The sequence below is a fragment of the Salipiger abyssi genome (assembly GCF_001975705.1).
GTDB classification, from domain to species: Bacteria; Pseudomonadota; Alphaproteobacteria; order Rhodobacterales; family Rhodobacteraceae; genus Salipiger; species Salipiger abyssi.
Genome location: NZ_CP015092.1, coordinates 52,933 through 75,420, shown reverse-complemented (window position 1 = coordinate 75,420; position 22,488 = coordinate 52,933). Strand labels below are relative to the sequence as shown.

Sequence of the window (22,488 nt, the reverse complement as noted above, 5' to 3'; positions counted from 1 at the left end):
GACTTAGCGGCGCGTTTCAAGGTTCCGCAGGTCTGTGTCCTTATTTGACCAAGTTTCTGTTTTTGCTCTTGAAGCTCTAGTTACTGTAGGGGCTATCTCAATGTGGAATGAACGAATCCCGAGGTCAATCCCATGTCTTCCAATGGCCACCGCCACGACCACAAGCACAGCTCTGACTGCAGTCACGACCATGGTGATGATCACAAACATGCGAGCGTAGTTCCCCACTCTCATGGAAAAGGTGCTGCGTGCTGCGGTGCTGGAGCCAACACGGGACCGGCACAATCCATCCCCTCGAATGGGCGAAGTTTTCAAGTTTCCGGTCTGGATTGTGCCGAAGAGGTGGCAATCCTGAATAGGGTGGTCGGTCCAAAAGTCGGCGGGACTGAGCATCTGGCGTTCGATGTCATCAATGGTCGGATGACGATTATGGATACCGCAGTCGGAATTTCGGAAAACGAGGTTTCGCAACTTGTCGCGAGTACCGGCATGAGCGCAAAACCGTGGGACGCCGACAAGGCAGCAGAGGATCAGGCCGCGCATCTGGCACGTCAGAAGCGCTTTACCTCGTTGAGCGGCGGCTTCTGGGCGGCGGGATTCCTTTTTCACATTGTCGAGACCGGCATGGGCGGCGCGCTCGGGCTCTTTGCGGGGCATGGCGAGGTGCCTATGCCTTTGGCGGAAGCAGGGATCTTCGCCGTCGCGATTCTTTTTGGCGTCTGGCTTGTCGCGCCCAAGGCCTGGTCTTCGGCGCGGAGGCTTAGCCCCGACATGAACCTGCTCATGGTGGTCGCCGTCGCGGGCGCCATCGGCCTCGGCGAGTTTTTTGAGGCCGCGACGGTCGCCTTCTTCTTCTCGCTTTCGCTTTATCTGGAGAGCTGGAGCGTGGGGCGGGCGCGTAATGCGGTTTCCGCGCTCCTCGATCTGGCGCCGCCAACGGCGCGGGTTCTTTACGACGACGGATCTGAATCCGACGTTCCGGCCGCAGCTGTGGCAGTCAATGCAAGGTTTATCGTGCGCGGCGGCGACCGGATCCCCCTCGACGGTGAGGTCGTGGACGGGGCAGGGGCGGTCGATCAGGCCCCGATCACCGGCGAAAGCGCGCTAGTGCCCAAGGAACCCGGCGACGAGGTCTATGCCGGCACGATCAACGGCGAGGGCACACTGACGGTGCGGGCGACCAAGGCCGCCTCGGACACGGTACTGGCCAAGATCATTCGCATGGTGGGCGATGCCCATGCCCGCCGCGCTCCGGTCGAACAGTGGGTGGCCAAGTTCGCGCGCATCTACACACCCATCGTAATGGCTCTGGCGATCGCCATCGCACTGGTGCCGCCACTCCTGCTCGGCGGCGCCTGGGACTATTGGTTCTACAATGCGCTGGTCCTTCTTGTCATCGCATGTCCTTGCGCACTGGTCATTTCTACGCCGGTGTCCATTGTAGCAGCGCTGGCCGCTTCGGCGCGTGCAGGGGTGCTCATCAAGGGCGGCGCTTATGTCGAGGCGCCGGGGCGCACCACCGCGCTAGCGATGGACAAGACGGGAACGATCACCATGGGCGAGCCTGAGGTGGCGGCCGTTCACCCACTGGGTGAAGCCTCGGTTCGCGAAATCATCTCGCTGGTGGCCAGTCTGGAGGCGCGGTCTTCGCACCCGCTGGCACGCGCCATCCTCGCGCGCGCAGAAAGCGATGGTGTTTCCGTGTCTGCCGCAGAGGACACGCGGACCGTGCCTGGGCGCGGGCTCGAAGGACGCGCCGACCGGCGCGCGATCTGGCTCGGCTCAGATCGGTTTGCCCAAGAGAAAGGTTTCGCCAATGGCATTCCGGCGGAGCTGCGGGACCGGATCGAAGGGGCAGGCAGCACCCTTGTTGCCGTGGGTGACGAGACTGGCGTGACCGGCGTACTGGAGCTTCGCGACCGCATCCGCCCAGACGCAAAGGGCATCGTGGCGCGCCTACACGCGCAGGGCGTGAAGACCATCGTGATGCTGACCGGCGACAACGATCGCACAGCGCGTGCGGTGGCGGCCGAGGTCGGCATTGACGAGGTGCGCGCCGAACTTTTGCCAGAAGACAAGGTGACGGCCATCGAGGAACTGGTGGAAAGCCACGACATGGTGGCGATGATCGGTGACGGCGTGAACGACGCGCCCGCAATGGCGCGCGCGCATTATGCCATTGCCATGGGGGCTGTCGGATCGGACGCGGCGATTGAAACGGCAGATATTGCACTGATGACCGACGATCTGGCTCGAGTGCCGTGGCTGATTGCTCACTCTCGCCGGACAATGACGATTATCCACCAGAATATCGGTATATCGCTGGCAACAAAGGCGCTGTTCGTCGGGCTGACCGCATTCGGCATGGCCTCAATGTGGGGCGCCATTGCTGCGGATGTGGGCGTATCCCTGTTGGTGGTCGCCAATGCGCTGCGGCTTTTGAACGGCCATCGGATCAAGGACGGGCCTTCGGGCGGCAAACCGGTGGGCAAGCAGATGGCGAAGGGAGCACTGGCGCACGGTCATTGATCTGACGTCTTCGGTAGAGTAAACTCTGGCATCAACAGACCTCGCAAAAAGGGGCGTCGAGCAGTGACAAACACCAAGTTTCCAAGGCGTGCCTTTTTGATAGGCGGATTGGCCGCCTTCCTGTCAGGCTGTGCCAGCAAGTTCCGGTCGTACAACGGACCCGAAGTGACCCGGCTGCGTATGTACAAGGCGCAGCGGTTTCTGGTTCTGGACGGGGCGGATGACGTCTTGCGGACCTACCCCATCGGATTAGGCTTCGCGCCCGAAGGTCACAAGCAGTTCGAGGGGGACGGCCGTACGCCGGAGGGTTCCTACGTGATTGATCGGCGCAACCCGGACAGCCTCTTTCACCTGTCAATTGGCATCTCATATCCCAACGCGGCAGACATCGCTTATGCGCAGGCTCAAGGAAAGTCGCCCGGTGGCGACATTTTCATCCACGGCGGACCGCGCAAGGGGATCGACCCAATGAATGTCCGCGACTGGACGGCAGGCTGCATCGCCGTCACTGACCGCCAGATCGAGGAAATCTATGCCATGGTCAGGGACGGGACACCGATCGACATATACGCTTAAGGATCAGGTGAAGCGGCGCCGCAGCGCGACGTTGATCGCCTCAATGGCGATGACCATGGCGACGACCGCCATCGTGACGCTGGCCGCCTTGTCATACTGGAAAGAGCGCACGTAGGTCTGGATGTAAAAGCCTATCCCGCCCGCGCCGACAATGCCGAGGATCAGCGACTCGCGCAGGTTCAACTCGAACCGGAAAATCGTGTCGCGGGCGACGACCGGCGCCATCTGCGGCCAGATCGCGTATCTGAGCCGCACGAGCGGCCCGGCGCCCGCGCTTTCAAGTGCTGCGATCGGCGCGCGGGACACGCCGTCGATCGCCTCGGCATAGAACTTGGCGAGCATCCCCGTTGCATGAAAGGCGACCGCGATGATGCCGGGCAGCGGCCCGAGCCCGACAGCGCCCACCATGAGCATGGCCACGAGGATCAGCGGAATCGCCCGGATGAAGGCAAGCAGCGTTCGGATCGGCCGAAACACCGCAGGCGATACCATCGTCTCAGACGCGAGAATGCCGAGGGGAACGGACAGGATCACAGCACCGAGGGTGCCGAGGATCGCGATCCTCAGCGTTTCCGCGCTGCCCTTCTTGATCTCGGCCATCACCGTCGGGTCAGGCGGAAACATCCGGCCGAAGAAATCGGCGATCCGCGGGCCGGCCGACAGAAGTCGCGAGAACTCGACATCGGTCGTGGCGAAGGACCACAGGATCGCGGCTGCGATCAGACCGCTCGTCGCAATGCCGCCAAACCCGCGGAACGCCATCAGGACACCGCCCTGAGGCCGATACCGGGGATTGGCCCTACCTCCCGATAGAGCTCCGCCGTCGCATCATCGTTCAACTCGGAGGTCGGTACATCGAACACGATCCGCCCGTCCCGCATGCCGATGATGCGCTGCGCGAAACGCCGCGCCAGGTCGGGCTGGTGCGACGAAAACAGCGCCGTCGCGCCGCGCGTTCGCGCCGCCCCGGTCAGCAGCGCCAGGATCTCACATGCACGCGCGGGGTCGAGGTTGCTCACCGGTTCGTCGGCGAGGATTAGGCGCGGTTCCTGCGCCAGACACCGTGCGATGGCCACACGCTGCCGCTGCCCGCCGCTGAGGCTGTCGACCCTGCGTTCGGCAAGATCGGCAATTCCGCAATCGGCAAGTGCCGTGCGCGCAATCTCCAGATCATGTTTGGTCGGTGATCCCAACAGGGCCCGCAGCGGCGACATGCGCCCCAGGCTGCCATTCAGGACGTTGCGCAGAACCGAGGAACGCTCGACCAATGCAAACTCCTGAAACACGAAACCGGTATCCGGACGGCGCGCGCTCGGCGGCGGACGGTCGGGATCGAGCGGCGCACCCAGAACCGATACCCGCCCGCTCCAGCCTTGGAGCCTGCCGTCGAGCAGTGCCAGCAGGGTCGTCTTGCCCGCCCCGGACGGGCCGAGCAAAGCGACGCTCTCGCCCGCCGAAACCCGAAACGAGACCCGCTCCAGCGCCGGGAGGTCCGCGCCCGTATGGGCAAAACTCAGGTCGTCTACTTCGACAGCTGTGCTCATCGCAACAGCCCGTATTGCCGTGCCATATCGCGTACGCCGTCATAGGCGGCGCCGTCGGCCCTGACGTACCCATCCGGTCCATAAAAATAGCGCAGCTTGTTGCGGTGCTCCGGCTCGTTGAGCCGCAGCATTGCGTCGACAAAACGGTCCCGCAGAGCGGCATCGAGCCCCGGGCGAGCGATCACCAAATGGCTCGGGATCGGCGCGCTTTCCGCGATCCAGGTTACCTCTGCCTGTTGCTGCGGCGTCAGAAGCAGGTCGGCATACTGGCTGGCGCCTGCGGCATCGACCAGGCCTTCGGCCATCGCCTGCATCGCCTGCTGGTAGCCGCCAGCGAAGAAGACGCGGCCGAAGAATGCTTCCGCCTGTCCGGGGTCTTCGATCAGCCCGGCTTCTACGAATTCGGCGAGCGGGTAGAGATAGCCCGATTCCGAAATCGGATCGGCAAAAGCGATGTCGCGCCCGCGCAGGTCTGCGAGCGCGCCGATGCCGCTGTCGCGCCGCACGAAGATGCGGCCCGTATAACTCGGCGCGTCGCGGTAGACCTCGGACAGGAGCGGCACGGCACCGATCTCGGCCTCGGCCAGAACGAAGGGCAGGGCGCCCATGAAGGAGATATCCGCGTCGCCGTTGCGCAGCGCCTCGACCGCCGCTGCATGGTCGATGGTGACGAACCCCTCGACGGGGACGCCGATCTCCTCTGCCAGCCATCCGGTGATGGCCTCGATGTCCCCCAGAAGCTTGTCGGGGTTCTCTTGCGGGATGAAGGCAAGCCGCAGGGTTACGTCTTGCGCGGCGAGAGGTGTCGCCAGCGACACCGCGCCCGCGCCGACCAAGGTCAGTATCGTTCTACGGGTCAGATGGACCGGCATCAGAATGCCCTCTCTTCGATTGCGTCGGCTTCGGACTTGAACGCGGTCCAGCTTGCTTCAGCGGCCTCCCAGTCTTCCACGCGGACGGCGGCGCCGACCGCGGCCAGCCGCTCGGCCAGCGCATAGACCTCGGGCCGGGCGGGGAGGTTCGACATGGTGCTGGCGTCGGCCGAAAGGTCCGCAGCCACGGTGTCGGTCAGCAGCAGGATATGCTCTGCGTCCCGCCGCGGCAGTAGCGTATCGATTGTCGAGGCGAAGGTCGTCAGTTCGGCGAATGCCAGCCGGAAAGCGGTGTTCTCGGTGTCGAAGGCCTCATAGGGCTCGTCTGCCGCGCCAACGGTCTCGAGATAGGCGGTTAGGTCGGCGCGGTCTTCCTCGGTAAGCCCAAGCGATTTCGTCTCGTCGAACCAGTCCACGACGGCGGCCAACGTCGGCAATGACCCGTCGTGGAAATAGGGGGCGGTATAGGCCGTGCCGAGCAGCGTGGGCGTGTCCAGCGCACCGGCGCGGGCCCCCTCGTAGCCCGGCGCTACTGAGCCGATGTCGTGGGCCTGCCGGTCGAGGAAGTTCGCGTCTGGCACGTGGCAACTGGCGCAGGACCGACCGCCGAGCCGGGCGAAGGGCGTATTGAAGATCTCCTCGCCGCGCCGGGCGGCCTCTTGGGTCGTATCGGTCAGACGGCCATCAGTCGTCAGCATGGAATTCGGCAGGAAGTCGAATTCGAGCATGTAGGCGACGAGAGCGTCCAGCATGAAGGGCGTCGGTTCCTTCCCGCCGAACTCGTTGACGACCACGTTGCGGGTAAAATCGCGCAAGGAGGCGAAGCGGCCATCGCGGCCGTAGGGACCGGTAAAACGCAAGCCGCGCAGGCTGGGAATGTCGAGCGGGTCGTCGCGCCTGTCATTGAAGATCGGGTTGAAAAAGGCGCCGTCCACGTCGATCGCGCCCGGTTGGTGGCTGGCGCCGGGGATGAAGAGCCGCTGGTTGACGTCCGAGCGGTTGTGACAGGTCGAGCAGGCGATCCCGAGATCCTGCGCCGGGCTTCCAAAGAGTTGCGCGCTGTCGAACAGCATGTCGCCGTAGGCAACAAGCGGCAGATCGGTCTCGTCGATGCCCTGTTCCTCGAAGTTGAGCACGAGCAGCGGCAGCGGATCCTGATCGAAGATGTCAGACCCCGGCGGCAGGCTAGGCGGCACCTCGATGGTGCGGCCACTCAGGACAAAAGTTTCCGGCAGCGCGCTCAGCGTCCGGCGCGGCGCGAAATCGTCAACGAGGTAATTCTCGGCGAGATAGCCGGAGATGACTCCGCGCGCGGCTTCCATGGTTTCGCGATTCGCGGGTGTGTCACCAGTACCAAGAACACCGGCGGAACCTGTGCTGCTGTTGAGTTCCAGCCAGGCGAGGCCGATGCGTCTCGAAGCGTCGGGGTCAGCAGCCGCGATACCGTCAGCGAATGCGCGATAGAGTTCTCGAGCTGTCCGCACGGCCTGCTGTGCACGTGCAGAATCGTCGGCCATGACTGCCCGGTCCAGTTCCTCGTCGATCCTGCGCGCTATCAGCCGCGTCGCCTCGGCGAAGACCGCCTGGCGGTCCTCGCGAGTTATGGCGTCCAGAAGGGGCGCGGGTCCGATGTCGCTGCTGCCGTTCAGCCATGCCAATGCACCGACAGCGAATTCCGAACCCCGGTAGGGTTCGGCCCAGGCGGTCCCGACGTCATCCCAGGGCAGCGGTTCGAGATTTGCGAGGAAGAGAGTCAACCGGTAGGCCGCCGCCTCGGGAAGCCATGGGGCCTCCTTGGCGGGCGTCGCAGCGACAGGTCCGGACAGGACGAGCGCACTTGCGAGTGCGGCAATGAACGCTCCAAGGAATTTCTGAATCACCGCAGTCTCCCAATCCCAAAGTTAGACACGGCTAACTTATCTACCCTAAGCAAACAAGTTGTCAATCCCGCAGTTTCCTTGCAAAGTCCCAAGTATGACAAAGCTGCAATCACAGGAACGTGAACTGTTCGAAACTGTCGACAGGGCTCCCGAAGCACAGGCTGAGGGCTTCGCGACTGTGCGTCAGGCACATGAGAGCGAAATGGCGGAAGATTACGTTGAACTGATCGCCGAACTGATCGAGTCGCGCGGAGAGGCAAGGCCGGTGGAAATCGCCGAGCGGTTTGGAGTGAAGCCGCCGACCGTGACCAAGAACATCTCGCGACTCAAAGCTGCTGGCCTGGTGCGGCGGGAACCTTACCGCGCGATATTCCTCACGGATGCCGGTCGGGAGTTGGCCGAGGCCTGCCGCCGGCGGCACAGGATCGTCGTCGCGTTTCTCCTCAGCCTGGGAATCGACGAAGAGACTGCGGAACGCGATGCGGAGGGGATCGAGCATCACGTCAGCACGACCACGCTGGAGGCCTTCGAACACGCCCTCCTGCAATCTGAGAGCGGCAAATAGCGCAGCATCAAGTTCTCGCGAAATTCAGCAAAGCAAGACTCAGGAGGCGGCGGCGTCAGCAGTCAAAGGCTGGTGGGTCTGTTCTGATGGTCAACTTTAGTGCAGAAAATCGTTCGTGTCCTCTGAGCTTGGCCAGCCCGAGATAGTGTGCCCAAAATCTCTGACTGCGACGACGGTGCAGCGAAAATGTCGATCGCGGGAAAAGACGTGGGTACAACCTTTGATTTGCTCCTCTGTTCAAAGCGCATAGACAATAGTCACCACCGTCGTCATGACGATGAAGAACATGACCAAGGCGCCTATGGCGAGCGTCCGGCCCATGTCGCGGTTTGGCTTTGCCACTTTCAGACGCAATTCTTCGGCCGTTTCCGGAAACTCGAGCGCCGCGGAGTTCGAGCCTCGCACCAACTCATATCGTGAATTCCAGCGACGCACCTCGGCCGCGTTCCACCCGTTCATGACCAGAATGATCGCGGCGATCATCAGCATCGAGGACGGGACCCAGATCGTATAGCCACCCATGGTTTCGTCGGACAGGGGATCGAGCAACCCGGTTCCCGCCGTTTGGTAGGAGGCATAGAGGCTCACCTCTTTGAGTGTCGTCAAGGAACCCAGAAAAATGTTTGAAACGATCACCGCAAAACCAGAGATCAGCCTTGCGCCGCGCCTCGCGCCCTCAGGGGGATCTCTCGGGTCGAAGAGCATGCCGAAATACCAGATCCCTGCCAGCACCATCGCAAAATGGGCGAACACCTCGATCGCCGCGATGCGCTGCGCAAGTCCGTAAAGCACTGGAATCTGCCAGATAAAGAGCGACGTGATGAGCGCAGCAGTGGCGGTTACCGGATGTGCCAAGAACCGCAAAGTAATAGATTTTCCAAGAGCGCCGAGGTATCGACGCCACCGTCTGTTCAAACCGGCTTGCAATAATCGCCACGGCTGAGTGACCGCGATGAGTAGTGGTCCTGCAAGGCGGAGGAGAAGGTGCTCCACTTGATGCGCCGAAAAGAGGCTGTGCCCCAACGAAGCCAGAGGCGCATTCGTGGCCGCGAGAATGCAGGTCAAGCCAGCGAAGAACAGGGCTTGCCGCCAAATGGAAACCGTCCCGCGCAGCCGTGTGGATCGCGCGACGCCGCGCATGTAGATCCATGCGGCCAAGCTGACGGAAACAAGGGACACTGGCGAAATCGCGTATCCAAACGGGTCGAAAAGGAGGAAGTAGGCGATCATTGGCTCCTGTCATCTTGTATTGTTGGCCTTTGGACAGATGCCGGTAAAAGTCGGGATGTTCCCACAGCGCCACCCCGGGCCAAGGACAGATCAGTGGACATCGCGAGGTATTTGCCCTGCATCCACATGAGAAAAAGGTTCTCATAGAATCGTGAGAGCGGGTGGCCGGACTGACCGGCGGGCGCGATGAAATAGGATCCGGCTTCTTCCGAAAACGACATGACCGCCTGAAAATTGGTGCCCCCGCTGGGCGCGAAGGGGCGGTCATCGTCAGAAGTAAACAGTGTTGCAATCATTGTGTATGAATCGCCCGAAGATGGGGCTTTGAGAGACAGCAGATCGCTGATGATCCCACTCGATCGGATTGGTGCCCACCCCATATTCAAAGCGTGTGCTTCGCCCCAGACCCAAGCGGACGGATCGGGTCCGTAGCGGTCGACAAGCCAGCCGATGGCATCATCCAAGGCCGCACGAACCTGATCCTGGCAGGTCTCGATGCGGGTGGACGGGCGGATGTCGCACCAGATTGCGCTCCCTCCGCGATCTGAAAGCACCGCAAATAGGACATCGGCATTTGGCCTGGCCCAGACCTTCGTCGCGGATGGAAATTCATCCTGAAGTATTCGCTTTTGCAACGCGCGCGCCCAGGCCCAGAACACGAGCGGCTCCGGTGAAAAGCGATCCATGTCGCCATTCCATTGGGCAAGTTGATCCAGAATATCGCCGCGAAGCTCATCTGCGCGGTTCTCTTCGAGAGCACCTGTGGAACCCACGAACCAAAGCTCTTTTGCCATTATAGGAAGAAGCGCCCGCGCGGCAGCGCTGACCGTGTCGCGCTGCACCGTAATCGCGCCCTCGACCGAGAATATCGGCTGCCGCTCATCAAGAGCAGCCAGACGGGCGTCTCGAAACGATAAAGGAGTTTCGACCTCCCTGTCAGGCCAGCGAGCAAGGGTTTCTCGGTCGATCGCAAGAATCTCCAATCCGGCTGGTGACAGGTTCATGCATGCGTCCATAGCATCGTTCACATCGGCGGACCGCGCCAGACGGTCAAGCATCATCAGAAAATTGCTGGCCTGCGCGGCCGTGGGATTCTCTGGCTCTTTAACGGCTTTCTGGGACACAGATCGGAACGCCCAAGCGACGCGTTCGCTGCGACCGACGACAATGAAGGGCACACCCGGCAATGTAGCCCCAATCGCGGCTCCGGTCGGGAGTTGAATATCCGCCAGGTACCATTCAGAAGGCAGCGATAAGGGGCCACGTATATCGGCGGCGAGAATTGGTGCTCCGGTAGCTGTTCTGTCTCCAGGCAACGCCCAAGCATCGAGGCTGACCTTGGGCGAGGTCACAAACAGCTCGGGCAAAAGAGGTCGATCCGACGGGATCGGTAGATCTGACAAGCCGGACAGGTCATTCTGCCGTCTCTCGGGTTGAAGATCGTTCAGAAACGCTTGGGCAAGTCTGAGACTATCGACGGGTCTCCAGGCTGCGATCATTCTCTCATCCGCGATCAACAGATCGGGTGAGCCTCTGCCGCGCCCGCCTTCGGACACCAGGCCAAGCCACGCGTTGACACCTGCGGCATATGCGTCGAGCGCTTGGGCTGTCGAAGGCTCAACTTCGATCGTCCGGTCAAGTGGCATCAAGGCTTGCGCTGCCCGCCTTGCCCTCAATAACTGGCCAAGCCTGTCCTGAGCGTGAACGAAACCAAGCGCGAAATAGGCGTCCGGAGCGGAGTCTGCAGAAATGTGCGGTATGGCCGCAGCATCTCGCAGAATATCGACTGGACCTTCGATACCCGCAACACTGAAATCCTCGTCATAGTCGGGGACGGAGGCGCGCAAAAGAAAGTAGACGACACCGGATACGGTCAGTCCTAATGCAAAAACCGCCAGGAGCAAGTCTAGTAATATGTTGAATAGTCGTTTCAATTCGTTGCCGGTGCCAAAGTAATCTCAAGACGTGATGCGCAAGAGGATCACCGAGGCGAAAAAAGCGAGCAGGCCGAAAGCAATACCGAAGCTTGTCGCGTATTGAAGTATATCCAGGCGGTTCCCTTTCCGCCGTTGCGCCAGATAGCCACCCCAGAGCGCCCCTCCGACAAAGCCTGCGAGCACCAGCATCACGATTCCTCCGATTTTGATTTTTCTGAATTGAAACGTCGTCTGACCAATCCGACGGTAAAGGCTAGAGCCCAGACCGCACAGATGAGCGCCAGCGATGTCCAATCACCGAAACGTGCGTAAGGTGTGGGCGCAAGCGCTGTCGGCAGGCTGGCATCTATGACTCCAGTTTGTCCGGTCTCGAGGCGCGCGATGATCTCTCCCTTGGCGTCGATGATCGCGGAAATCCCGGTGTTGGCCGCCCGGACTACAGGAAGCCCTTCTTCGACCGCGCGCATGCGCGCGGAGGCGAGGTGCTGCTCGGGTCCGATGCTGGTCCCGAACCAGGCATCATTTGTGGCGTTGAAAATCCAGTCGGGGCGAAAAAGGTCATCGACTACCTGGCCCGGAAAAATGATTTCGTAACAGATCGCCACCGCGACCAGAGGCGCACCCGGGATCGCCAGCGTGCGTGGCCCTGGTCCTGGCGTGAAATCACCCAAACCTTCGGTCAGCCGCTCGATCGGCAGCCAGCCTCTCAGGGGCACATATTCCCCGAACGGAACAAGATGATGTTTTGCATATCCCGTCAGAATTTCGCCGCTGCCGTCATAGGCTTGAACCGTGTTGAAATATCGGGTTCCCCCATCGCCCTCTACGCGGTCAGGTACGCCTGTCAAAAGGATCCTGCCGTCTGGCAGAACCGTGGATAGCCGCCTACGCGCCAAGGCGTCCTCGTCCAGAAAACCGGGAAAGGCCGTTTCCGGCCACAGCAACAGGTCGAAGCGTCCAGGTTGCGCCGACAAGCCCAAATATTTCTCCAGCGTTCGCTCGCGGCTGCCCGGTGCCCACTTCTCGACTTGCGGCACATTGCCTTGGACGATGCGCAAAGCGCTGTCCGTCGGAGGCACATTCGTCCCTAAACGCAGCGCGCCGCCACCCCAGAGGCCCATCACCACAACGGCGAAGAGCACGAGAACAGGCACGCGTCTGTTTGGTGCCGCCACAATCAACACACCGGGCAACAGCCCTATAAAGACCGTGAGAAAGCTCAGCCCATAGCTTCCTACCCAGGCGGCGGGTTGGCGCAGAGCGGCGTGTTCGACAAGGGCATAAGCGGCAAGGTTCCAGGGAAACCCTGTCAGGACATGACCACGCAGCCATTCTGCGGCAACCCAGCAGGTTGCAAGCAGAAGACCTGCCGTAGTGTCGCCGACAGCACGGCGCTGCATGATGGTGGCAAATAACATCGCCGCAATCGCCGGGAAAATGGCCAGTCCGGCGGACAGTCCCGCGACTGCCGGGATCGCAAGGGCACCGAAACGTTCGGAATCGACGTAAAAGCTCTCGGCGATCCAGGAAACTCCAAACCCGAACTGGCCCATTCCGAAGACCCAGCCGATGAAGAAGGCAGGCGCTGTCGAAACCTGCCGGAGGACGAGAAAGAGTGCTGAGAAGGCGACTGGAACAACGATGAGCCATGAGAATGGTGGAAGGGTTAAAACCGTTAAACCGCCCGCTGCAAAGCTAATCCCTGATCGCAGGGGAATGTAACGGCCACGACCCGTCAGTGGTCGCAAGCCCGCCATCATGTGCCTGTTTTCAACTTGGCGCTCAACCAAGGGGCTATGAGCAGTAGGCCCACGCCACTGACCACGAAAACATCCGCCATGTTGAAGGCGGGCCAATGCGTGGATCCGACATAGAAATCGAGGAAGTCCGTCACACTCCGAAACCGGATGCGGTCGAGGACGTTGCCGAGCGCGCCACCGATAATCGCGCCATAGGCGATAGCCTCAACCGGGTTGGCAGTGCGTACCAACATGACTGTTAACCAGCCGCAGACAGCTAGGGCCAACGCCGTAAGGCTCCACCATGGCGCTCCACCAAGCAGTCCGAACGTCACGCCATCGTTGCGCAGATAGATAAGATTGAAACCGGGAAAGACCGGAATTCCAGCGCTCAAATCTGCCGCGTTGGCGACGACAATTGCTTTTGTCACCTGATCGACAAGAAAAGCGATCAGCGCAGCAAGCAGACCGACGAAGAGGCAAGTTCTCATCAGCTTATCCCAGCCAGACGTCGAGGAACAACATGATCACAAGACCAACGGCGAGGCCGAGCGTCGCCCTGTTCTGATGGCCGGATCGGTGGGTTTCCGGAATGATCTCGTGGCTGATGACGTAGAGCATCGCACCTGCTGCGAAGGCGAGACCCCAGGGCAGCAGCGGTTGCGAAAGACTGATAATCCCTGCGCCGAGAAGTCCACCGACGGGCTCGACGAGACCGGTCAGAGCGGCGATGCCCCAGGCGCGAAGCCTGGAATAGCCCTCGCCGAGCAACGAAACCGCCACCGCCAGACCTTCGGGGGCATTCTGTAATCCAATACCGATCGCAAGTGGCAACCCGCCCGACAAACCGTCAGCCCCGAACCCGACGCCGACGGCAAGCCCTTCGGGAAAATTGTGGATAGTGATCGCGATGATGAAAAGCCAGACGCGCCGCAGCGATGCGGCGTCGGGACCTTCCCGCCCCGTCTTGAAATGTTCATGCGGTAGCCGTTCGTTCATCAGAGCGACCGCGCCCATGCCAAGCAGGATCGCAACACATACGATGGCCGCCGGGAGAGCACCGTTGTCGAACTGTCCTTCAGCTGCGTCGAGAGCCGGGATGATCAGCGAGAAGAACGAAGCCGCGAGCATGACACCCGCCGCGAAGCCAAGCAGCAGATCGCGCGTGGCCCGGGACGGGATGCGCCCAAAAAGAACGGGGACCGCCCCGACCGCGGTCAGCGATCCGGCGGCCAGGCTTCCAAGAAAGCCAAGCGCTATGGGGGAGAGGGGTTCCAATTGTTAAGGTTCTGCCGCGAGTTCAGTCAGGAGCCGAGTAGCTGGTGTAGACCTCGGTCGATCCGTCTTCGTGGATCAGGAAGACATCGTAAGCCTCCCGGTCGTCCTCCGGTCCCATGCCGGGCGACCCGTAGGGCATTCCCGGCACCGCCAGGCCTACCGCGTCTGGCCGGTCCTCCAGCAGGCGTTGGATGTCAGCCGCCGGCACGTGGCCCTCGATCACATAGCCGTCGACCAAAGCCGTATGGCAGGAGACCATGCGCTGCGGCACGCCATTGTCGAGTTTGAAGCGCACAAGAGATCCTCCGAACATGTCCTCGCCCATCGGCGCGAAGCCATTCTCCTCGAGGTGCTTCATCCAGGACAGGCAACAGCCGCAGCCGCTGGTCTTCCGGACGTCGATCTGAATCGCCTCTGCGACGGCCTGCGCCGCAGGAAGCAAGGCAAATGCGATGGCAAGGGCGGGAGTAAATCGTTTCATGGATCAAAGCCTTTCGGTTGTCGTCTGTGCAAATTCGCTGGCGAGCCTCTCAGCAAGAAGTGAACGCGCCTCACGCAGTCGCTCAAGCGCGGCCGTGTCGTCCGCTTCACGCTCGGCCGCCTCTGCCAATCGGTCGTCAGAGAGAGGGTCGGTTGGGCGACCGTCCACCAGCACTTCGTAATGTAGGTTGGGGCCTGTCGCGGTACCCGTCGCACCGACCCGCCCGATCATATCTCCGGCCATCACGCGTTGCCCTTGTGTGAGCCCGTCCGGTACGGCGCTCAGATGCGCATAGCGCGTCAGGGTGTCGGAGCCATGAGCGATCTCGACGACCCGGCCATACCCACCGCGTCGGCCGATGAAGCTAACGCGGCCCGGCGCCGTCGCCTGTACCGGCGTGCCGCGCGCCGCCGCGAAGTCGACTCCTGTGTGCATCCGTACATTGCCGTAGACCGGATGGGTGCGGCGCCCGAACACAGAACTCAGCCGTGCACCTTCGACCGGTTGCGCAAACACGCGCAGGACTTCTCCGTCGACATAGATCGTCGCTTGGCCGCTGCCGTCGTTCGGCCAGACGATTTCATAGACCGAGCCATCGATATCCAGTGCGGCAAAGGCAAGCTCGGGCTGACCAATCCTCTTGTTCCCGTCTCGGGCCTCGCGCCAAAGGAGGCGCATCGTCTCGCCACCCGCAAGATCACGACGGAAATCCACGGTGCCGCCCAGCATCTGCGCCAGGTCCACCGCAAAACGGGCGGGGATGTCTGCCGTGTTCAGGGCGGCGAAAATCGAGCTCTCGATCACCGCCTCGCCGGCGAAAGTCACCAATTCGGGATCCGGGTCCAACACGCGGGCGGCAAGCTGTTCGCCGAAGACCGCCTCTATCCGGACACCGTCTTCGACGGCGAGCTCTACACGACGCGGGTTGTCGTCCGTTGTGGAAACCACCGTAATGATGTGACCCGGACGCAGACGGCGCAGATCGTATTCCGTGCCAATCGCCAAGGCGATTTCGGCGCGATCCGAAGCATCCAGCCCCGCATCGGAAAGGACCGCATCAAGCGTCTCGCCCGACGCAATCTCCCGCGACCAGGTGACCAGCGGGGGCTCGATAGATGGCAAGGAGGTATCAGCGGGGGAAACGGTCAGGAGCGGCCGGGGTCTGAACTCGAATGCGATATCCGCCTGGGCGAGTGTAGGGCGGACCGAATTGGTTTCGGTAATCCGAGGCGGCGCAAGCGGATCGGGAGTCCAGAGGGTCGCTTCAGCAATCGCAGGGGGCACCGGTTCTTTGGACAGAACGCCAGAGATGGCGATGGCGGTCACCGAAAATGCGCCTGCGACCGCAACGGCCGCCAAGACTGTTCTTATCTTCATGTTGCCCCCTCTACGTCTTCTGTCAGTGCGCGCCGGATCTTCGGCACCGCGAATTCTCTTGGCTCGTGATAGTCGATCATGGTGACGAGCTCACCCTCGGCATCGAACAGGAATACGCTTGCCGTATGGTTCATCGTATAGCCGCCGCCCTCAGTCGGGACGCGCTCAAATGAGGCACGAAACCCTTCTGCAGCGCGGGCAATCTGGTCTTCCGGCCCCGTCCAACCACGAATGACCGGATGAAAATAGCCGACATATTCGGCCATGGCCTCGACCGTGTCCCGCTCCGGGTCGACCGTGATGAAGACCACGTTCATCTCTGATGCTTCGTCGCCCAGTTCCTCAAGCCAGCCGGAAATATCCGATAGGGTCGTCGGGCAGACGTCCGGGCAGTAGGTGAACCCGAAAAACACCATTGTCGGACGACCGATCAGGTTGCCAGGCCCTACCTCATTTTCCTCGTGGTCGGTCAGCCGGAACTCCATCGCCGATAGGGGCAGGGGCCGCTGCCCTTTTGGTTCAGGCGCACCGGGCCCGTCCACCCGCCACCAGCCCACGAAGAGCGTCAGGCCAAGAACGCCGGCACCGGCTGCGCCGTATAGAAGGAGCTGCCGACGTTGCATCAGCCCTCCGGTCCACGCGCGGCGATTCCGAGGATTGGGACCTCGACCGTCACCTTGCCGCCATCCGAGAAGGTCAGTGTCAGCGGGAAATTCTCGCCTTCGGTCATCGGCTCTTGCAGCTTCATGAGCATGGCGTGCAACCCGCCCGGCTCCAATGCCACGCTTTGGCCGGGCTCAATCGTGATCTCGCCTGCAGGTGCCATGGAACTGACGCCAACGGAGTTGGTTTTCGACTCATGGATCTCGGGCATCATTGCCAGCGGTGTCGCAAGTCCGGTCAGCGTAACGGCGTCTTCACCCGTGTTGCGCACGGTCATATAGGCGGCACCTGGCCTGTTGACGCCGATCGAGGCGCGGGACCACGCATTCTCGACCACGACATCCTCCGAACCGGCCAGTGCGGGGGCCGACAGCCCTGCAACCGTCAAAAGCACGGCCAATGCATTGGTATATCTCAACTTCTTCACCACTCGTTTCTCCTGCCTCCGCAAATCAGCTTTGGCTTGCCGCAACTTCCACTGCCACCAGCCTCCGCAATTCGGCCTCACCGAACGGATCGAGAGGCTTGCCGTTCACGAAGAACGTGGGCGTTTGGCGGACCCCGACTGTCTCGACATCGGCGCGGTCCTGGTTGAGCACCGCCACAACACCGGGGGCCAGCATCTGTGTCCGGGCAGCTTCGACATCCAGACCTCCGCTTGCTGCAATCTCAAGGATCAATCCGGGTGCCGGGGTCCCGTGAGACGCCCATCTGGGCTGCTCTCGCAAGACTGCCTCGAGCACAGGTTCAAACACGTCCTGCATGCGCGCCGCCTCGAGCACACGGATCGCTTCTACCGACGCCTCGCCGTGAAAAGGCGTATAGCGGATTACAACGCGCACCGCGTCTCCGTGCTCCGCCATGATATCCTCGACGACCGGATAGAAAGCGCGGCATGCCTCGCAGGCCGGGTCGAAGAATTCAACGATGGTTACGGGCGCATCCTCGGGCCCGAGGATCGGGGAATAGGGTCGGATCAGCGCGTTGGCCATTTCAGGGTCGATGGGATCGGACGCGGCAATCGGGTCGGGGCGGGTGGCATACCAGGCGGCCCCGCCGAAACCGGCGACCCCGAGCGCGAGAACGGACAGGATGAGGCCGCGTCGTTTCATTCTTGTGCTTCCTTCAGTGAGAGAGCCGACAGCAGCCCGATCACCACGAAGGCGACGAGCGCCATCAGAGGAATCGGAATGCCGAAGACCAGTTGATTGTCGTCAGTACAGGATGGGCCTGTCGCCGTGCAGGGCTGGATGCGTTCGGGGATCAGCTCGACATAGAGGCCGAGGTGCCAGAGCGCTATGGCGGCGCCCCCGATTGCCAGCGCGATCCCGTAGCGACCCACGCGCCGATCCTGCCACCACAGCCCGAGCCCGAGGACGATGGCCAAGGGAAACATGAAGGCACGCTGAAACCAGCAAAGCACGCAAGGTGTCTGCCCCAGAACCTCGCCGATGAAGAGCACTGCAAGCGACGCGGTGAGCGCGATGATCCAGGCCAGCCCGAGGGCCGTCTCTCCGGAAAGTCGGGTCATGACGATCAGATCCTCTCTCTCAGATCGGCGAGGATCTCTTCGGCGGGCGTGCCGTAGGGCCAGGAGTCCGCGAAGCCTGCTTGCGTGTCGAAAAGGAAAAGATGCGACGTGTGACCCATCGTGTATCCGCCCGGCGCAGTCGCCTGCTCGATCCGTTCATAGAATATCGGAAAAGTTTCGGATGTCGCGGCGATCTGCTCCGGTGTACCGGTAAGCCCGATGATCCCTGCGTCGAACATGGGCACGTACTCCGCTAAAGCCGTCGGCGTATCTCGCTCGGGGTCGATCGTTATGAAAATCGGCTGAACCACTGCCGCCTCATCGCCCAGGCCCTCCATCACGGCCGCGACTTCGGACAGTGTTGTCGGACAGACGTCAGGGCAATTGGTGAAGCCAAAGAAGACCAGCATCCAGCGCCCTGCGAAATCTTCGTCCGTTTGGACAATGCCGCGATGATCGGTCAGTTCGAAATCAGCAAGAAACGGTGGTTCATTCTCGGCTCGGGCAAGGTCGGCACGGTAGTCGGACCATAGCAACAGCCAGATGAAAACGAACGCCGCCGCGCCCGCCAACACCCACAATACCTTCTGAAGACCTGAAAGCCTCACGCCGCTCCGCCCGAACTTGATTCTATATTTTGTGTGCGTTTACATCCTCTAGCTACTGTAGGTTCAAGCGTGATTGTCACCGATCGGCCAACAATCACCTATCTGTGAAACTCAGGTGAAGCTTGTGATGCGCACCGCATAAAGCTACACCCACTGTAGGTAATGTGGGGAGCGGAAATGCTGACGATTGGGACTCTGGCGAAGAAGACCGGAACAAAAGTGCAGACCATCCGGTATTACGAGCAGATCGGACTTATGCCTGAGCCCGGCAGGACCGAGGGGGGCCAACGACGCTATGGCGACGCCGAACTCGACCGCTTGTCATTCGTCCGGCACGCTCGGCAACTGGGCTTCTCGTTGGACGCGATCCGTGAGCTCCTCGATCTCAGCGATCATCCGGGAAAGTCCTGTGCAGAGGCGGATGCAATCGCCCGTCGGCAACTCAAACAGGTCGAGCAACGATTGGCGCGGCTCGAGGCGCTGCGGACGGAATTGAAGCGGATGGTGCATGAGTGCAGCGGCGGACAGACTTCTGATTGCCGTGTGCTCGAGGTACTGCGCGACCATTCCGAATGCCTGACCGACCATGAAGAGATCGGCGCCTGAGCAATTTCGACGACCTTTGATCGGAACGCAAAAAGCCCGGTGTTAGTTACTCATTGGCAATTCACTAATTTGGATACCCGGCATGGCGGAGCAGAGAAACGCAACGGAAAGACGCACACTCTGGATCGTGCTGGGTCTCAACATCGGGCTGGCAGTCGCTTTCTTCGCCTCGGGCGCATTCGGCGAGTCAAGCGCGCTTATCGCCAATGGCCTCGACAATCTGTCGGACAGTTTCGTCTACGCGATCAGCCTCTTCGCGCTGTCCCGCTCCGCCAAGTGGAAGCGCGGAGCGGCGAACGTTTCGGGCGGCCTGCTGATCCTCTTCGCCCTTGGAATCCTGTATGACGCGTGGCGCCGCTACGTCGGCGGATCGGATCCTCTTGGCACGATCATGATTGTCATGGCGCTGGTAGCGGCGGCCATCAACGCACTTTGCGTCTGGCTGCTGGCACGGCTTCGCGATCCAGACGTAAACATCCGAGCGGCGAATACGTTCAGCTGGAACGACTTCGCGGCCAATCTCGGAATCGTCGTCGCAGGCGGGCTCGTAGCCTGGCTCGGAACGAATTGGCCGGACCTTGTCGTGGGCGTGATTGTCGCCGGCATCGCGGCCTGGGGTGGCGTCGGAATCCTGAGAGACGCGCATGGTGAACACCACAAGGCGGTGCACAATGACGATCAGGTAACCAAGGACTCGGCCTGAAATCGGGGCTTGAAGCTACAGTGACTGTAGCAACTACATATTCTCGTGAACGATTCGAGGAGATATCCCGTGAACCCCGCCGACCCTCATTTGGCCAAAACCCGGCTGCTTGATTTTGACGCGACCTCAATTGCAAAACTGATCGAGGAGCGCGGCTGGGCAGACCTTCCCAGCGACGACCGAATTGGGGCCATCTACGATTTCGTCAGGAACGAGATTACCTTCGGCTACAACCGCGCCGACGACATTCCGGCGTCCGAGGTCCTCGCAGATGGCCACGGGCAGTGCAACACCAAGGGCACGCTCCTCATGGCCCTGCTGCGTGGCGTGGGAGTTCGCTGCCGACTGCACGGGTTCACAATCCACAAGGCGCTTCAGAGAGGCGTCGTTCCGGAACTCGTCTATCCCCTCGCGCCGTCCGAAATCCTCCACTCCTGGGTAGAGGTGGACTTGGGCGACGGATGGGTCAATCTTGAAGGCTTCATCCTGGACGCGCCTTTCCTGCAGACGCTGCAGCAGAAATTCCGCGAGACGGATAGTCTGTGCGGCTACGGGGTTGGAACGGAGTGTCTGAGCGCCCCGCCTGTCACTTGGTCCGGCAATGATACCTACATCCAGAAAACCGGTATTGTTCGCGATCTTGGAACCTTCAACGCACCCGACGATTTTTACTCAAAGCACCGCCAGAACTTCGGATTTGTGCGCGACTTGCTCTATCGCCACGTCATCCGTCACTGGATGAATGCCAGGGTTCGCCGCATCCGCCGCGGAATCTTGCCGCCGGTCCCCGGATTCGATCGGCCGAACCACCGCCATGAGGAGACGAACCGTGCCGCATGATCACGGCCACGCCCACATCGATCCTCAATCCGGTGATCGTCGCGTCTCCATCGCCATCTGGGCCAACGGCCTCCTGACGGTCGCGCAGATCGTCGGCGGGATCCTTTCCGGCAGCCTCGCGCTGATCGCGGATGCCCTCCACAATTTCTCGGACATGGCGTCGCTGGTGATCGCCTTCTTCGCGCGTAAGATCGCTCGCCGCCCGGCGGACAAGCGCATGACCTTCGGCTATGGGCGGGTAGAAATCGTCGCAGCGCTCATCAACTACACGACACTTATCCTGATCGGCTTCTACCTGATCTACGAGGGTGGCATGCGCATGATCGACCCACCAGAGGTACAGGGCTGGACGGTGGTGATCCTGGGCGGTGTGGCACTGGTCGTCGACACGTTGACGGCGCTGCTCACCTATTCGATGCAGAAAGGCAGCGTGAACATCCGTGCGCTCTTCCTGCACAACCTATCGGACGCTTTGGCCTCCGTGGCGGTCATCATCGGCGGCTCGCTCATCCTCCTCTACAACATGCGGTGGGTCGACCCGGCGATCACCATCGGCATCGCTCTCTACATCCTCTACCTCGCATTTACCGAGATCGGCGGTCCGATTCGGACGCTGATGCTCGGCAGTCCACCGGACATCGATAATGAAACCGTCGTTCAGGCGATGCGGGGTGTGGATGGTGTCGCGGACGTTCATCACGTGCATCTGTGGCAGATGCAGGAGCACGAGGCGGCTCTGGACTGCCACGTCGTGCTGACAGCGGACGGCTGGGGTCAAATCGAAAAGATCAAGGCCGCGATCAAGGACCGGCTGAAGGACGATTTCAGCATCGGTCATTCGAGTCTGGAATTTGAGCACGAAGACCGCGCACACGAAAACGCTGACCTTTACGGTCACGGCAAACCGGAAAAAGAGGAGGAAAACCATGTTCACCGAGACACTGACAGCTCATGACGACACGATTGGCCTCGCCTGCGAGGGCAAGCTCAGCGAAAGCGACCTGAAACGGATGCACGCCCTGCTTCATGAGCGCCTGCAAGAGACAAGTAAGCCCGGCCTGGTTCTCGATCTCACGAGGTTCGAAGGCTACGATGGGCCGTCCGCTCTGCTCGAAGATCTGAAAATCGACACAGCCCATAGGAATGACTTCCGCCGCGTCGCTGTGGTGGGCGAAGGGGCTTTGTTGGAGTGGGGAACCAGGTTCGCCGACGTGCTGACCACGGCAGAACTCCGTCGGTTCGACCCGGCGGAAATGAAGGCGGCAATCGCCTGGGCAAGTGAAAGGTAGAGTAGCTTTCAATCAGATGCCTTCGCAGAAGACAGCATCTGTTCGAAACCATAAACAAAAGAGCTACAGCAGTTGCGAGACCCAAGAGCAATCCGAATGTTCTGAACATGGTCGCTCCTTTCGCAAAGGAGTAACTTTGGTACAGTGGCACTGCCCTTGCCGGGGCATTATCAAATCGTAATGTTTTAGCGGCTCAGGGCGCCAGTTGGTTAACATAAACTTCATTATGCGACTTTATAC

25 protein-coding genes are annotated in these 22,488 nt (G+C 61.1%); 8 read left to right on the top strand and 17 right to left on the bottom strand.

The window, feature by feature from the left end:
• Positions 1-132: 132 nt before the first annotated feature.
• Both Ga0080574_RS03070 and Ga0080574_RS03065 read left to right on the top strand, forming a co-directional pair.
• The gene (locus Ga0080574_RS03070) at positions 133-2,529 is read left to right on the top strand and encodes a heavy metal translocating P-type ATPase (protein ID WP_272490871.1); all 2,397 of its coding nucleotides are present in this window, start codon (positions 133-135) and stop codon (positions 2,527-2,529) included.
• Positions 2,530-2,628: 99 nt separating this feature from the next.
• Entirely contained in the window at positions 2,629-3,105 is a 477-nt protein-coding gene (locus Ga0080574_RS03065) for a L,D-transpeptidase family protein (RefSeq protein ID WP_076695237.1), read from the top strand.
• 3 nt (positions 3,106-3,108) lie between these two features.
• Here the strand turns inward: Ga0080574_RS03065 and phnE are convergent, their stop codons facing one another.
• From phnE to Ga0080574_RS03045, 4 genes are read right to left on the bottom strand one after another with little or no spacing between them, the layout of a single operon-like run.
• The gene (gene phnE, locus Ga0080574_RS03060) at positions 3,109-3,867 is read right to left on the bottom strand and encodes a phosphonate ABC transporter, permease protein PhnE (protein WP_076695171.1); all 759 of its coding nucleotides are present in this window, start codon (positions 3,865-3,867) and stop codon (positions 3,109-3,111) included.
• Positions 3,867-4,649: a phosphonate ABC transporter ATP-binding protein gene (locus Ga0080574_RS03055; RefSeq protein WP_076695169.1), complete on the bottom strand. Its 783-nt coding sequence runs from the start codon at positions 4,647-4,649 to the stop codon at positions 3,867-3,869. The genes phnE and Ga0080574_RS03055 overlap by 1 nt, the downstream gene beginning before the upstream one ends.
• On the bottom strand, positions 4,646-5,521 hold the full coding sequence (locus Ga0080574_RS03050; RefSeq protein WP_009824424.1) for a phosphate/phosphite/phosphonate ABC transporter substrate-binding protein: 876 nt from the start codon (positions 5,519-5,521) through the stop codon (positions 4,646-4,648). The genes Ga0080574_RS03055 and Ga0080574_RS03050 overlap by 4 nt, the downstream gene beginning before the upstream one ends.
• Positions 5,521-7,401 (bottom strand): cytochrome c peroxidase, encoded by a 1,881-nt coding sequence (locus Ga0080574_RS03045; protein WP_076695167.1) that lies wholly within the window; start codon positions 7,399-7,401, stop codon positions 5,521-5,523. The genes Ga0080574_RS03050 and Ga0080574_RS03045 overlap by 1 nt, the downstream gene beginning before the upstream one ends.
• A gap of 94 nt (positions 7,402-7,495) precedes the next feature.
• Here Ga0080574_RS03045 and mntR point away from each other — a divergent pair, with 94 nt between their 5' ends.
• Positions 7,496-7,966, top strand: coding sequence for a manganese-binding transcriptional regulator MntR (mntR, locus tag Ga0080574_RS03040; RefSeq protein ID WP_076695165.1), 471 nt, complete (start codon positions 7,496-7,498; stop codon positions 7,964-7,966).
• Between the two features lie 237 nt (positions 7,967-8,203).
• Here the strand turns inward: mntR and Ga0080574_RS03035 are convergent, their stop codons facing one another.
• The 13 genes from Ga0080574_RS03035 to Ga0080574_RS02980 are packed head-to-tail and all read right to left on the bottom strand — an operon-like array spanning position 8,204 to position 18,774.
• Positions 8,204-9,196, bottom strand: coding sequence for a cytochrome c oxidase assembly protein (locus Ga0080574_RS03035; RefSeq protein ID WP_076695163.1), 993 nt, complete (start codon positions 9,194-9,196; stop codon positions 8,204-8,206).
• The gene (locus Ga0080574_RS03030) at positions 9,193-11,130 is read right to left on the bottom strand and encodes a penicillin acylase family protein (RefSeq protein WP_076695161.1); all 1,938 of its coding nucleotides are present in this window, start codon (positions 11,128-11,130) and stop codon (positions 9,193-9,195) included. Before Ga0080574_RS03030 ends, Ga0080574_RS03035 begins: the two co-directional genes overlap by 4 nt.
• 24 nt (positions 11,131-11,154) lie before the next feature.
• Positions 11,155-11,322 (bottom strand): hypothetical protein, encoded by a 168-nt coding sequence (locus Ga0080574_RS25745; RefSeq protein WP_008282832.1) that lies wholly within the window; start codon positions 11,320-11,322, stop codon positions 11,155-11,157.
• On the bottom strand, positions 11,322-12,893 hold the full coding sequence (lnt, locus tag Ga0080574_RS03025; RefSeq protein WP_050775788.1) for an apolipoprotein N-acyltransferase: 1,572 nt from the start codon (positions 12,891-12,893) through the stop codon (positions 11,322-11,324). Before lnt ends, Ga0080574_RS25745 begins: the two co-directional genes overlap by 1 nt.
• Positions 12,890-13,363, bottom strand: a complete 474-nt coding sequence (gene lspA, locus Ga0080574_RS03020; protein ID WP_076695159.1) for a signal peptidase II — start codon at positions 13,361-13,363, stop codon at positions 12,890-12,892. Before lspA ends, lnt begins: the two co-directional genes overlap by 4 nt.
• A 4-nt stretch (positions 13,364-13,367) precedes the next feature.
• A complete protein-coding gene (locus Ga0080574_RS03015; RefSeq protein WP_054540603.1) occupies positions 13,368-14,150 on the bottom strand; it encodes a ZIP family metal transporter in 783 nt (260 codons plus the stop codon).
• Between the two features lie 22 nt (positions 14,151-14,172).
• Complete coding sequence (locus Ga0080574_RS03010) at positions 14,173-14,631, bottom strand: DUF411 domain-containing protein (protein ID WP_076695156.1); 459 nt, start codon at positions 14,629-14,631, stop codon at positions 14,173-14,175.
• A gap of 3 nt (positions 14,632-14,634) precedes the next feature.
• On the bottom strand, positions 14,635-16,008 hold the full coding sequence (locus tag Ga0080574_RS03005) for a M23 family metallopeptidase (RefSeq protein WP_076695154.1): 1,374 nt from the start codon (positions 16,006-16,008) through the stop codon (positions 14,635-14,637).
• The gene (locus Ga0080574_RS03000; protein ID WP_050532587.1) at positions 16,005-16,631 is read right to left on the bottom strand and encodes an SCO family protein; all 627 of its coding nucleotides are present in this window, start codon (positions 16,629-16,631) and stop codon (positions 16,005-16,007) included. The genes Ga0080574_RS03005 and Ga0080574_RS03000 overlap by 4 nt, the downstream gene beginning before the upstream one ends.
• Positions 16,631-17,101 (bottom strand): copper chaperone PCu(A)C, encoded by a 471-nt coding sequence (locus Ga0080574_RS02995; RefSeq protein WP_005647556.1) that lies wholly within the window; start codon positions 17,099-17,101, stop codon positions 16,631-16,633. Before Ga0080574_RS02995 ends, Ga0080574_RS03000 begins: the two co-directional genes overlap by 1 nt.
• A 22-nt stretch (positions 17,102-17,123) precedes the next feature.
• Positions 17,124-17,783 (bottom strand): DsbA family protein, encoded by a 660-nt coding sequence (locus Ga0080574_RS02990; protein WP_050532586.1) that lies wholly within the window; start codon positions 17,781-17,783, stop codon positions 17,124-17,126.
• Positions 17,780-18,202 carry a disulfide bond formation protein B gene (locus tag Ga0080574_RS02985; RefSeq protein WP_046002647.1) on the bottom strand — a complete coding sequence of 141 codons (423 nt, stop codon included), beginning with the start codon at positions 18,200-18,202 and terminating at the stop codon, positions 17,780-17,782. Before Ga0080574_RS02985 ends, Ga0080574_RS02990 begins: the two co-directional genes overlap by 4 nt.
• Positions 18,203-18,207: 5 nt before the next feature.
• Positions 18,208-18,774, bottom strand: a complete 567-nt coding sequence (locus tag Ga0080574_RS02980) for an SCO family protein (RefSeq protein WP_040643209.1) — start codon at positions 18,772-18,774, stop codon at positions 18,208-18,210.
• Positions 18,775-18,987: 213 nt separating this feature from the next.
• Between Ga0080574_RS02980 and Ga0080574_RS02975 the strand changes: the two genes are divergently transcribed.
• The 5 genes from Ga0080574_RS02975 to Ga0080574_RS02955 all read left to right on the top strand — a co-directional run bounded on the left by Ga0080574_RS02975 (position 18,988) and on the right by Ga0080574_RS02955 (position 22,248).
• On the top strand, positions 18,988-19,416 hold the full coding sequence (locus Ga0080574_RS02975; RefSeq protein ID WP_007803476.1) for a MerR family transcriptional regulator: 429 nt from the start codon (positions 18,988-18,990) through the stop codon (positions 19,414-19,416).
• 82 nt (positions 19,417-19,498) lie between these two features.
• The gene (locus Ga0080574_RS02970; RefSeq protein ID WP_008327361.1) at positions 19,499-20,119 is read left to right on the top strand and encodes a cation efflux transmembrane domain-containing protein; all 621 of its coding nucleotides are present in this window, start codon (positions 19,499-19,501) and stop codon (positions 20,117-20,119) included.
• A 69-nt stretch (positions 20,120-20,188) separates the two neighbouring features.
• On the top strand, positions 20,189-20,959 hold the full coding sequence (locus tag Ga0080574_RS02965; protein ID WP_005645237.1) for a transglutaminase-like domain-containing protein: 771 nt from the start codon (positions 20,189-20,191) through the stop codon (positions 20,957-20,959).
• Entirely contained in the window at positions 20,949-21,914 is a 966-nt protein-coding gene (locus Ga0080574_RS02960) for a cation diffusion facilitator family transporter (protein WP_007803480.1), read from the top strand. Before Ga0080574_RS02965 ends, Ga0080574_RS02960 begins: the two co-directional genes overlap by 11 nt.
• Positions 21,886-22,248 (top strand): SpoIIAA family protein, encoded by a 363-nt coding sequence (locus Ga0080574_RS02955; protein ID WP_005645232.1) that lies wholly within the window; start codon positions 21,886-21,888, stop codon positions 22,246-22,248. The genes Ga0080574_RS02960 and Ga0080574_RS02955 overlap by 29 nt, the downstream gene beginning before the upstream one ends.
• Positions 22,249-22,488: the final 240 nt, after the last annotated feature.

What these genes read in the sequence shown, in the direction of transcription:
- Ga0080574_RS03055 (WP_076695169.1), bottom strand. Translation starts at nt 4,649, where the DNA reads ATGAGCACAGCTGTCGAAGTAGACGACCTGAGTTTTGCCCATACGGGC.
- Ga0080574_RS03000 (WP_050532587.1), bottom strand. Translation starts at nt 16,631, where the DNA reads ATGCAACGTCGGCAGCTCCTTCTATACGGCGCAGCCGGTGCCGGCGTT.
- Ga0080574_RS03050 (WP_009824424.1), bottom strand. Translation starts at nt 5,521, where the DNA reads ATGCCGGTCCATCTGACCCGTAGAACGATACTGACCTTGGTCGGCGCG.
- Ga0080574_RS03070 (WP_272490871.1), top strand. Translation starts at nt 133, where the DNA reads ATGTCTTCCAATGGCCACCGCCACGACCACAAGCACAGCTCTGACTGC.
- Ga0080574_RS03010 (WP_076695156.1), bottom strand. Translation starts at nt 14,631, where the DNA reads ATGAAACGATTTACTCCCGCCCTTGCCATCGCATTTGCCTTGCTTCCT.
- Ga0080574_RS02970 (WP_008327361.1), top strand. Translation starts at nt 19,499, where the DNA reads ATGGCGGAGCAGAGAAACGCAACGGAAAGACGCACACTCTGGATCGTG.
- Ga0080574_RS02985 (WP_046002647.1), bottom strand. Translation starts at nt 18,202, where the DNA reads ATGACCCGACTTTCCGGAGAGACGGCCCTCGGGCTGGCCTGGATCATC.
- Ga0080574_RS02990 (WP_050532586.1), bottom strand. Translation starts at nt 17,783, where the DNA reads ATGAAACGACGCGGCCTCATCCTGTCCGTTCTCGCGCTCGGGGTCGCC.
- lnt (WP_050775788.1), bottom strand. Translation starts at nt 12,893, where the DNA reads ATGATGGCGGGCTTGCGACCACTGACGGGTCGTGGCCGTTACATTCCC.
- Ga0080574_RS02975 (WP_007803476.1), top strand. Translation starts at nt 18,988, where the DNA reads ATGCTGACGATTGGGACTCTGGCGAAGAAGACCGGAACAAAAGTGCAG.
- Ga0080574_RS25745 (WP_008282832.1), bottom strand. Translation starts at nt 11,322, where the DNA reads ATGCTGGTGCTCGCAGGCTTTGTCGGAGGGGCGCTCTGGGGTGGCTAT.
- mntR (WP_076695165.1), top strand. Translation starts at nt 7,496, where the DNA reads ATGACAAAGCTGCAATCACAGGAACGTGAACTGTTCGAAACTGTCGAC.
- Ga0080574_RS02955 (WP_005645232.1), top strand. Translation starts at nt 21,886, where the DNA reads ATGTTCACCGAGACACTGACAGCTCATGACGACACGATTGGCCTCGCC.
- lspA (WP_076695159.1), bottom strand. Translation starts at nt 13,363, where the DNA reads ATGAGAACTTGCCTCTTCGTCGGTCTGCTTGCTGCGCTGATCGCTTTT.
- Ga0080574_RS03005 (WP_076695154.1), bottom strand. Translation starts at nt 16,008, where the DNA reads ATGAAGATAAGAACAGTCTTGGCGGCCGTTGCGGTCGCAGGCGCATTT.
- Ga0080574_RS03035 (WP_076695163.1), bottom strand. Translation starts at nt 9,196, where the DNA reads ATGATCGCCTACTTCCTCCTTTTCGACCCGTTTGGATACGCGATTTCG.
- phnE (WP_076695171.1), bottom strand. Translation starts at nt 3,867, where the DNA reads ATGGCGTTCCGCGGGTTTGGCGGCATTGCGACGAGCGGTCTGATCGCA.